We start from the raw sequence: 9328 nt of genomic DNA, 5'->3' as shown, positions 1-9328 counted from the left end.
AAACTGGATGCCTTGTTTCTGGGATTCATCATGTTTGCCTTAATCGTTGAGTCTCTTAAATAGTGTTAACAGGCCCTGGAGCATTTTCAGTTTGAAACGCTTCACGTTCCAAACCATACGGCCTGGCGTTTCGCGGAAAAAGCGCGGTTTTTCCGCGTGGGTTCGGCCGGGCGGCGCTGTGCCGCCGCCTCGCATTTTGCCTTTTTCAAAGGCAAAGAACACCCACCTGTGGAAGGACAAGGAGGAAATATGCTGCCCTTTGAAGAAAGAAAACGTGATCCTCTCATTACGGAAGAAGCCTATCAGGTATGTTTGGGGACTTCAGCACGCATGTTCTCCGGCACAACATATGTGGAAAACCGTGAGCAAATCAAAAAGGCCACAGACAGCCTTGTTGCAGCGCGCCGGGTCAGTTTCTATCGCGCCATGAGCTTTATTGAAGAGCCATGGGTGCGCTATTCCGCCGGAGACCCTCTGGAGGCCCTGCGAGATCGCGCGAAATACGCATTTGAAGAGTTGCAGCGGCATAAAGAGGCCTTTCCGGACGTGAGTTTCAAGCTCTGGGAGCCGGACGCCTATTACTACACCATGCTGCTCACGAGCTGGAGCGTGCTGTTCAATCTTCCGGAATGTCTGGATATCCTTGCCGCTTATGTCAGCCGGGACCCGGAAGACGGCGAGGACAGCTTCATATACACGCTGTTTTCCGCCCTCGGCGTACATGACTTTCCGGGTAAGCAGGCGGGACTGTTGCATGAGGATCCCTACGGCATTTTGTATGACTCCCTTGCCGGCAGCAAAGAAGACCAGCAAAAAGCCATGAAAGCCTATCTCAAGCGCTGGTACAAGAGCAAGGCCATCAGGGGATGCTACTGGCGTGAAAGGCATTCCTTCAAGCCCTCTATGCATCTTGGCTACTGGGCCTTTGAGACCGGCCTGCTGACCGTATTGAACGACCTGGACGACAGCGGCTACCGCGAGATGAACTTCTACCCGCGCGATATGGTGGACTACTGCAAGGCACAGGGCTGGGCCAGGGAAGTACGGGAAAGAGTGCAGGCCATGCACAGCAAGCCATAACGGCAGGACGGGCTGGGGGGGCAACCAGCGTGCGCAGGGCGAGACGCCTTGCGAGACGTTGAAACGGCATCCCCCACCCTGTCCGGCGAACAGCCGCCGGGCTCCCGGCAAGGGGGAAGCCCTCTACTTCCCCGAGAACTGTGACGCCGCACCATCCATTCGCTTTCGGCCGGGCGGCGCTGTGCCGCCGCCTCGCATTTTGCCTTTTTCAAAGGCAAAGAACACCCACCTGTGGAAGGACAAGGAGGTCATATGCAGCCCTTTGAAGAAAGGAAACGAGATCCCTTTATCACGGAAGAGGCCTATACAGCATGCCTAAAAAATGCTGCGTCCATGTTCACCGACACAAGGTTTGCGGAGGACCGTGAGCAGATCAAGAAGGACAAAAAAAATGACCCTGCTGCCGCGCGCCGGGTCAGTTCGTATCGCTCCATGATCTTTATTGAAGAGCCATGGGTGCGCTATTCCTCGGGGGATGCTCTGGAGGACGTACGAGAGCGCGTGAAATACGCATTTGAAGACTTGCAGCGGCATATAGAGGCTTTTCCGGAAGATGATTACAAACTCTGGGAGCCGGACGCCTATTACTACACCATGCTGCTCACGAGCTGGAGCGTGCTGTTCAATCAGCCGGAATGCCTGGACATCCTTATCACAAATATCAGCCGGGACCCGAAAGACGGCGAGGACAGCTTCATATACACGCTGTTTTCCGCCCTCGGCGTACCTGACTTTCCGGGTAAGCAGGCGGGACTGTTGCATGAGGACCCCTACGGTATTTTGTATGACTCCCTTGCCGGCAGCAAAGAAGACCAGCAAAAAGCCATGAAAGTCTATCTCAAGCGCTGGTACAAGAGTAAGGCCATCAGGGGATGCTACTGGCGTGAAAGGCATTCCTTCAAGCCCTCTGTGCATCTTGGCTACTGGGCCTTTGAGACCGGCCTGCTGACCGTGTTGAACGACCTGGACGACAGCGGCTACCGCGAGATGAACTTCTACCCGCGCGATATGGTGGACTACTGCAAGGAACAGGGCTGGGCCAGGGAAGTACGGGAAAGAGTGCAGGCCATGCGCGGCAAGCAGTAACGGCGGGACGGGCTGGGGGGCAGCCAGCGTGCGCGGGACAAGACGCCTTGCGAGACGCTGAAACGGCATCCCCGCCCTGTCCATCGAGCGGCCGCCGGGCTTCCGGCAAGGGGGAAGCCCTCTACTTCCCCGAGAACTGTGACGCCGCACCATCCATCGTCCGGAACAACAGGGAAAGGCTCCTCCCGGCAGTCTCTTACACGAGGCAGGCCGCCGCTACGCAGGAGGACCGCTCTCCTCCGCACTGTACGCCTGCGCCGCCGCCACCACCTTCTTGAGCAGCTCCTGCAGGGTGCGGCGCTCCTCCTCGGTGAGCGGCTCCGTCACCGACACATCCCAGCCCGAGATGATCTCCATGATCCGCGGATAGACCGCCTCGCCACGCGGGGTGGGGAACACGGCCGTCGTCCGCCTGTCCTGCGGGTGAGGCTCCCGCCGGATATAGCCCTGCCGTTCCAGTTGGGCCAGGGCCCGCGTGACGTTGCTCTTGTTGAGATGCGCGAGCTCCGGCAGCCTGTCCTGCGTGAGTCCCGGCTCCCGGCAGATATATACGAGAAAAAGATACTGGCTGCCGCTCAGGCCGTACTCCGCAAGCCGCCGGTTCAGGTAGAGCTGATACCACCTGTGCGCCAGCCCGATCCATTTATACGTCAGTTCCACTCTTGCTCCCGAACGTCTTTCCCGCGGGATGCCGGCACACGGCATCCCGCGGATTTTTAGAGCCTGTCCGCCATCCTGCGGGCCTGCCTGCCGCATGGCGTCCGCATACGTCCCCGGGCGCGAAGCCCCCTCGCGCCGTCGCCCGACGCGAGGAGAATACCTTGACACCTCGGTGAAGACAACGTAAATCGTTGCACGCGCAACAATATATTTTGCAACAATCCACCCGAGGAACCAACATGCCCGCACAGCGCCGTCCGAAAGCTCGCCCCAACAGCAGCCCGCCGCAGTAAGGCCTGCAAGCCCTGCGCGCCATCTTCAGCCGCAATTTCACTGTGGTCTCCCTGATCAACCTTCTGCTGATGACGGCGTATTACCTCATGTTCGTGACCAGCACCGGTTATGCTCGCACGACCTACGGGGCCAGCCTGAGCACAGCGGGACTCACGGCGGGGATCATGGTCATCGGCTGCCTCGTGGGGCGCTTCGCCACCGGCAACCTGCTTTCCCTGCTCGGCTGCCGCATCATCCTGCTGGGCGGTCTGCTCTTCTATTCTGCCAGCATCGCCGCCTTCTTCTGGGTGTCCAGCCTCGCGCTGCTCTTTGTCCAGCGCCTGTGCATGGGCATCGGCGTGGGCATCATCGGCACGGCCACGGGGACCATCGTGGCCTACGTCGTCCCGCACGAGCATCACGGCCTCGGCATCAGCCTCTTCAGCATGAGTACGGCCCTCGCGCTGGCGCTGGGCCCCTTCCTGGGCATCCAGATCGTCTCTCGCGCCGGCTATGCCGCCCTGGCCCAGACCTGTCTGGGCATCGGCCTTGCCTGCATCGCCATCTTTTTCCTCATGGGCCGCCTGCCGGAGATGCGCCACCACCGCCGCCCCTTCCTTGCCCTGTACAGCTACATCGACCCGCGTGTGGTGCGCTTTTCGCTGGTGGCGCTTATCACCTGCCTGAGCTACGGCTGCATACAGGCCTTCATGACCTCCTACGCCGACGAACGCGGCCTGACCGGCGCGGCAAGCTTTTTCTTCCTGCTCTATGCGCTGGTCGCCCTGCTCACCCGCCCCCTGTCGGGCCGCCTGTTCGACCTGCGCGGGGAGAACGTCATCTTCTATCCGGCCCTGCTGCTCACGGCCCTTTCCCTGACCCTGCTGGCCCATGCGCATCACAGCGCCGTGCTCCTGCTGGCCGGGCTGGTGCTGGGGGCGGGCTTCGGCAACTTCCAGTCCGCGGGGCAGGCGGTCTCCCTGTCGCTGGTCTCGCGCTCGCGTTTCGCGCAGGCCACCACCACCTTCTACATCTTCTTCGATCTGGGCATCGGTCTGGGGCCCTATCTTTTCGGCTTCATGGTGCCGGCCGTAGGCTACGGCGGCATGTACCAGAGTCTGGCGGTCGTGGTGCTGGGCGCGCTGGCCGTCTATTACTTCCTGCACGGACGACGGGTCTCTTTGTAGACAAGGAGGGGAAAACAAGGGAATATCGTCCTTCTCCCCCGCACGGGACAAGGACGATACGACCTCCTCAAGAAAGGGGATACCGTGACCCAGCTTCCGCCTCTCCGCCATGCAGTTTCCCGCACGCTGCTCATCCCGCTGTGGTGCTGCGGCACGGCGTGCCCCCTCAATCCCGATGCGGCGTATGACCCGCACGCCGCGCGTCTTCTTGCCGATCTGGACAAAGATTTCCACGAAGACTTCGTGGCTATCCGCAAGACCTTCGGCGAATGCGGCCAGGCCACGACGCTGGCGCGGGAACGGCACATCGACCACGCCGTACGGAAGTTTGCACACGCGCATCCTCGCGGCGTCGTCGTCAACCTTGGCTGTGGCCTCGGTACGGCAGGCTACAGGACGCCGCTGGGAAATGTTCTCTGGTACGATCTGGATCTGCCGGAGGTCATCCGCCTGCGGACGTCCCTCCTGCCTCCTATGCCGGGACAGCACTCTCTGTCGGGATCGCTGCTGGACGACGACTGGCAGGAAGCCGTGCCCTTTTCGCCAGAGCGAGGCATCCTCCTGCTGGCCACAGGCGTCTTTCAATATCTGCCGCAGGCATCCCTTCTGCCCGCCCTGCAACGAATGGCCGCACGCTTTCCCGGCGGCCGGCTCCTGTTCGACGCTGTTTCCGGCCCCGGATGCCGGGCCGCCAACCTCTATCTTCAAAAAGCCGGCTTCGGCAACGCCCCCATGCGTTTCTCCGTCAACAGCGCCCGGGAGCTGGAACGCCTTTCGCCCCGGATACGGGGGCGCTTCCTCCCCTATTTTTTCCATCTGGAGAAAGAAAGGCTCCGTTTCGGCACGCGCCTCAGGCTTTCCCTGCTGCAGGGCCTGCGCCTGGCACGCATGGTCCGCCTCGATTTTGCGCCACAGCAGTCCCTCGGATCATAGCAGGGCGATCTCCGGCTGCACCGGCACACACGAAGCGGGGACAGCCTCCCCATGCGGCCAGGCAACATGCTCGATGCAGGTGGTGTAGGCCGTATGCGGCAGACGGGACAACACAGGCCACAGGGAACCATGCGGCGCAAGCCCAAGCAGAAGACCGCGCAAACCATAGTGCCGCCGGGCCAGGAACAGCGCCTCACGCAGCATGCCGCCCGCCAGGGAATGGAACTCCGGTTCCACCGCCAGAAACGCCGCATACCCCATTTCCAGAGCGTGCCCCGGCGCGGGCAGACTGGGCCGCCCGCACAGACGGGCCCAGAGGTTGACGGCGGGACGCAGGGCATGCAAAGGCGGCCGGTAGCCCTCCACCAGGATACGCCGCGACGTTCGCCGGTCCCACAGCGCCAGGCAACCCGCCACCCGTCCCTCTCGCCGCAGGATATGGAAATCTTCCACCGCAAGCCCTGTCCCTTCCCGCAGGAAGGCCTCGCCAAGCACCGGAGCATAGGGGACGTCCCGCATCATCCGATTGTAAAAGGCGACGACTTCCGGCCACTGCGCGGCATCGGCCCGCGTCAGCAGATGCGATCCCCGGCCGAGCGCACAGGAGAAGATCAAGGTATGCAGCTCTCCCAGCGGCGTATAGCGGGGCAAGGACCGCAGCCCGGCCTCCAGCAGGCGACGCGCCGGCAGATTGTCCACGGCGATGCTGGTGAAGTAACGTTCCGGCCATCCCAGATGGCGCACAAAATGCGGGATGGCGGCAAAACCATCCCGAAAGATTCCCCGCGAACCGCGATACTCCGGCAAAACCCGCAGCAGGCCGAGGTAGACGGCTTCCTGCCCTCTGCCCGCGTACTGGACGAGAAAGCGATGCAGAGCATACACGGCGACGCAGACGCCCTTCCCGCTCCGCTGGCGGATGCAGACCGTCAGCTGCTCCCGGCGGAAGGGATCGCGCGCCGCGTCAGGCCCGGGAGCAAAGACCGTACGCACCCAGCCCTGCATGGACGTACGACGCAGGATGTCAGCCACCTCCGCCGCCTCGTCGCGCCCGGCGGGCACGCAGCGGTATTCCCGCCCCTCATAGGGGGGCAGCCCCGAGAACGGTTCAGACACCTGCCGCTCCTCCGCCTCCCTCCCAGCCTGACCGTGCCGGCGTGTGGAACTCCTCCCGCTCGCCATTGACGCACAACAGCGGCTCCGTCCGCCCTTCCCGTCCCAGCGGGAAGCCTGTCCGCCTGCCCACCTCGAAACGCTGCAAGAGGTTGACGGGCAGGAAATTGCGGCCCAGATAGCCGCCCCCGCAGTTCCAGCGATTGCATCGCGCAAGGATACGCCGCAGGGAGTAGAAACGGCGGCGCAGATCCTGGCATTTTTCGGTCAGTTCGTGAGCGCTTATGTTCAGGGGAGCAAAGGGGACCATGCCGAAACGGTAGGCCGGGTCCAGCCACCAGGCGGACGAGAACAACCGTCCTTCCTGTTCCAGCCGGGCATGGAGCGGCGTGCCCGGAAAGGGGATGAGATGGTTGAAGGCGGCCACATAGAACTCCTGCCGCATGGCAAAGTCGAAAACCTCCTCGAAAACCTGCGGCTTGTCACTGTCATAGCCGAAGACAAAGGTGGCGTATACGGCAATGCGGTGGCGGCGCAGATTGTCCAGCGCCACCTCATAGCCGCCGCGCATGCTGTTGAAGGTCTTGCCCATGCGCCGCAGCGTCTCCACCTCCAGGCTCTCGAAGCCCACCAGCACCCCAACGCAGCCCGCCCGGTGCAGCAAGTTCAGCAGCTCTTCGTCGTGGGCCGCGTGGATGCTCATCTGGGTCACCCAGCGGCAACGCAGGGGGATCATGGCGCGCAACAGTTCCTTTGTTGCGGCCGGATCAGCGGTAAAATTGTCGTCCACAAAAAACTTCAGGGCGCGGGGCGGCAGGGAGCGCAGTTCGGACAGGACCGTCTCCAGAGGACGCCGCCGCCGGCGTTTTCCGTAAAACGCATGGATGGCGCAGAAGTCGCATACGTTGCCGCAGCCGCGGGCCGCTTCCAGCAGCCGGACGGACAGATACCGTCTGCCGCGGTAAAGGCTGCGATCCGCCAGCACGGCGGGCAGTTCGCCCGCGGAAGCGATCCCGGCATAGCGGGGGCGCAGCGTGCGATGCCGGAGATCATCGAGCAGTTCGTCGAAAACGCCCTCGGCTTCGCCCACAACGACGGCTTCCGCATAGCGCCCCACTTCATCGGGCATGAGTGTGGCATGAAAACCGCCGGCAATGACCGGCACGCCCCGCTCCCGGAACGCCGAGGCTATCTCGTAACTGCGGCGTGCGGTATAGGTCTCCACAGGAAGAAGAACGGCATCCGCCGGCATGTCGAAGTCGATATCTTCCAGTCTGTCGTCAAAAAAACACTTTTCCACATCCGGCGGACAAAGCCCCGCCAGCGTCGCCAGCGAAAGGGGTTCCATGAGCCAGCCTCTGGGATAGCCGCCGTCGCGGCGATGTCCTACCGCCGGCTGTACAAAGATCAATCTCATTTGACGTCCTTTCCCGCTGCGGCCTCCCGGGGCAGGGGAGCGTCACAGGTATAGAATCTGTGCAGATGATTGGCGTAGTAACGATACCCCAGATTGGCGGCCAGACTGAAAAAGGAGAAATTGCGCGAGTTGCGCAACCGCCGCGCTATGGCCCCCAGAGCATAGGTGCGCTTCCAGGCGAATTCATGCCCCTTTTCCAGTTCCTTCACGCTCATGTGTTTCGGCTGAAAAACCACATGCTGCGCGTCGTACAGCTCCCAGTTGCGGGTCAGGATACGCCCTTCCGCTTCCAGGCGCTGGTACAGGGGAGTGGAGGGGAAGGGGGTCAGCAGGGCATAGCGGGGCAAGTCCACCCCAAGCTCAATGGCAAAATCCGCCGTCTCGCGAAAGACCGAGCGGGTATCGCTGTCCGTTCCGAAGACGAAACACCCCTGTACGGCAATACGCAACTCATGCAGCCGGCGTATGAACTCCCGGTAATCCACGGCGGCATTGAACCCCTTGTTGTTGTCGCGCAGCGATTCCCGGCTCAGGCTTTCCAGCCCCAGCAGCAGGCCGCGGCAGCCGCTGGCGGCCATGCTTTCCATCAGTTCGTGATCCTGGGCGATGAGCACCGTGGAAAGGCCGAACCATTGTATGCCCAGAGGCCGCAGGGCCTGAAACAATTCCAGGGCATACTCCCGATCCGCCACCAGATTCAGATCGACAAAGAGGTTGTTCCTGGCGCCCACCCGCCGGATATCTTCCACCACCCAGGAAACAGGCCGTTGATAGTGCCGCCTGCCCCAGGCCACGGGCGCTACGCAGAACTCGCAATTATGCACACAGGAACGTGTGGCCTCAAATACCGCCCCATAGCCGTAATCCGCATCAGGCAGGAGGTTTCGACGGGGGAAGGGCAGATCCTGCCGCAGGCGGAAGTCTTCGGCCTGCCGGTATTCGCGCTGCAGGCGTCCCGCCTGAAAGTCCCGCAGCAGCCGCGGCCAGCTTTCCTCGGCATACCCCACACATATGGCGTCGGCATGCCCTGCGGCCTCCTCGGGCAGAAGCGTCACATGCGGCCCGCCGAGCACCACGGTCACGCCCCGGGCACGCAGCCTGTCGGCCAGAGCGTAAGCGCGCGGGGCGTTGCCGGTGATGATGGTGATGCCGGTGAGATCGGCCTGCAGATCCTCCGGGACATCGGCGATCCCCTCATCGTACAGACGAATGTCCGCTTCCAGCTCCGCCGGCACCAGTGAAGCCAGCACCGTCAGGGTCAGCGGCTTGTAGCGGAGAGACTTTCTGAAAATGCCGCCCCGACGCCGGTACAGCGGCCCCTTGGGCGAGATCAGAGCGATGCGCATGCCTCCTCCTTGAACATGTTCCGTTTGAAACACTTTTCGATTTAAACCGTACGACCTGGCGTTTCGCGGAAAAAACGCGGTTTTTCCGCTCGTTTTCGACCGGGCGGCGCTGTGCCGCCGCGCGTTTTGCCTTGGTCAATGGCAAAACGCTCCAGAGCCTGTTAACACAAATTTTACAAATAATTTTAATAGATAAGACAAGCAAGCCGTTCACGCTCCGTTTACCTTTGGGA

Annotated in this window: 8 protein-coding genes; 4 read left to right on the top strand and 4 right to left on the bottom strand. The window is 62.0% G+C overall.

Going from position 1 to position 9328, the window contains the following annotated elements; translation table 11 throughout:
* Positions 1 to 249 precede the first annotated feature (249 nt).
* Positions 250 to 1080, top strand: a complete 831-nt coding sequence (locus tag Q0J54_RS11430; RefSeq protein WP_296305835.1) for a PoNe immunity protein domain-containing protein — start codon at positions 250 to 252, stop codon at positions 1078 to 1080.
* Positions 1081 to 1332: 252 nt separating this feature from the next.
* On the top strand, positions 1333 to 2166 hold the full coding sequence (locus Q0J54_RS11425; protein WP_296305833.1) for a PoNe immunity protein domain-containing protein: 834 nt from the start codon (positions 1333 to 1335) through the stop codon (positions 2164 to 2166).
* A gap of 216 nt (positions 2167 to 2382) precedes the next feature.
* Here the strand turns inward: Q0J54_RS11425 and Q0J54_RS11420 are convergent, their stop codons facing one another.
* Positions 2383 to 2826, bottom strand: a complete 444-nt coding sequence (locus tag Q0J54_RS11420; RefSeq protein WP_296305832.1) for a MarR family winged helix-turn-helix transcriptional regulator — start codon at positions 2824 to 2826, stop codon at positions 2383 to 2385.
* A 335-nt stretch (positions 2827 to 3161) separates the two neighbouring features.
* On the opposite strand from Q0J54_RS11420, the gene Q0J54_RS11415 reads away from it, so the two are divergent.
* Positions 3162 to 4286 (top strand): MFS transporter, encoded by a 1125-nt coding sequence (locus Q0J54_RS11415; RefSeq protein ID WP_296305830.1) that lies wholly within the window; start codon positions 3162 to 3164, stop codon positions 4284 to 4286.
* A gap of 84 nt (positions 4287 to 4370) precedes the next feature.
* On the top strand, positions 4371 to 5219 hold the full coding sequence (locus tag Q0J54_RS11410; RefSeq protein WP_296305829.1) for a class I SAM-dependent methyltransferase: 849 nt from the start codon (positions 4371 to 4373) through the stop codon (positions 5217 to 5219).
* Here Q0J54_RS11410 and Q0J54_RS11405 read toward each other — a convergent pair.
* The 3 genes from Q0J54_RS11405 to Q0J54_RS11395 are packed head-to-tail and all read right to left on the bottom strand — an operon-like array spanning position 5214 to position 9095.
* Positions 5214 to 6335, bottom strand: a complete 1122-nt coding sequence (locus Q0J54_RS11405; protein WP_296305828.1) for a hypothetical protein — start codon at positions 6333 to 6335, stop codon at positions 5214 to 5216. The genes Q0J54_RS11410 and Q0J54_RS11405 overlap by 6 nt on opposite strands.
* A complete protein-coding gene (locus Q0J54_RS11400; protein WP_296305826.1) occupies positions 6328 to 7749 on the bottom strand; it encodes a radical SAM protein in 1422 nt (473 codons plus the stop codon). Before Q0J54_RS11400 ends, Q0J54_RS11405 begins: the two co-directional genes overlap by 8 nt.
* Entirely contained in the window at positions 7746 to 9095 is a 1350-nt protein-coding gene (locus Q0J54_RS11395; protein ID WP_296305823.1) for a cobalamin-dependent protein, read from the bottom strand. The genes Q0J54_RS11400 and Q0J54_RS11395 overlap by 4 nt, the downstream gene beginning before the upstream one ends.
* Between the last annotated feature and the right edge of the window lie 233 nt (positions 9096 to 9328).

Origin of the sequence: uncultured Desulfovibrio sp. (genome assembly GCF_944324935.1) — a bacterium.
Lineage (GTDB): Bacteria > Desulfobacterota > Desulfovibrionia > Desulfovibrionales > Desulfovibrionaceae > Desulfovibrio.
The sequence above is the reverse complement of the archived record's forward strand: the minus strand, read 5'-3'. Positions and strand labels throughout refer to the sequence as shown.

Coding starts and splice junctions, on each gene's coding strand:
- Q0J54_RS11395 (WP_296305823.1), bottom strand. CDS start 9,095: ATGCGCATCGCTCTGATCTCGCCCAAGGGGCCGCTGTACCGGCGTCGG.
- Q0J54_RS11430 (WP_296305835.1), top strand. CDS start 250: ATGCTGCCCTTTGAAGAAAGAAAACGTGATCCTCTCATTACGGAAGAA.
- Q0J54_RS11400 (WP_296305826.1), bottom strand. CDS start 7,749: ATGAGATTGATCTTTGTACAGCCGGCGGTAGGACATCGCCGCGACGGC.
- Q0J54_RS11425 (WP_296305833.1), top strand. CDS start 1,333: ATGCAGCCCTTTGAAGAAAGGAAACGAGATCCCTTTATCACGGAAGAG.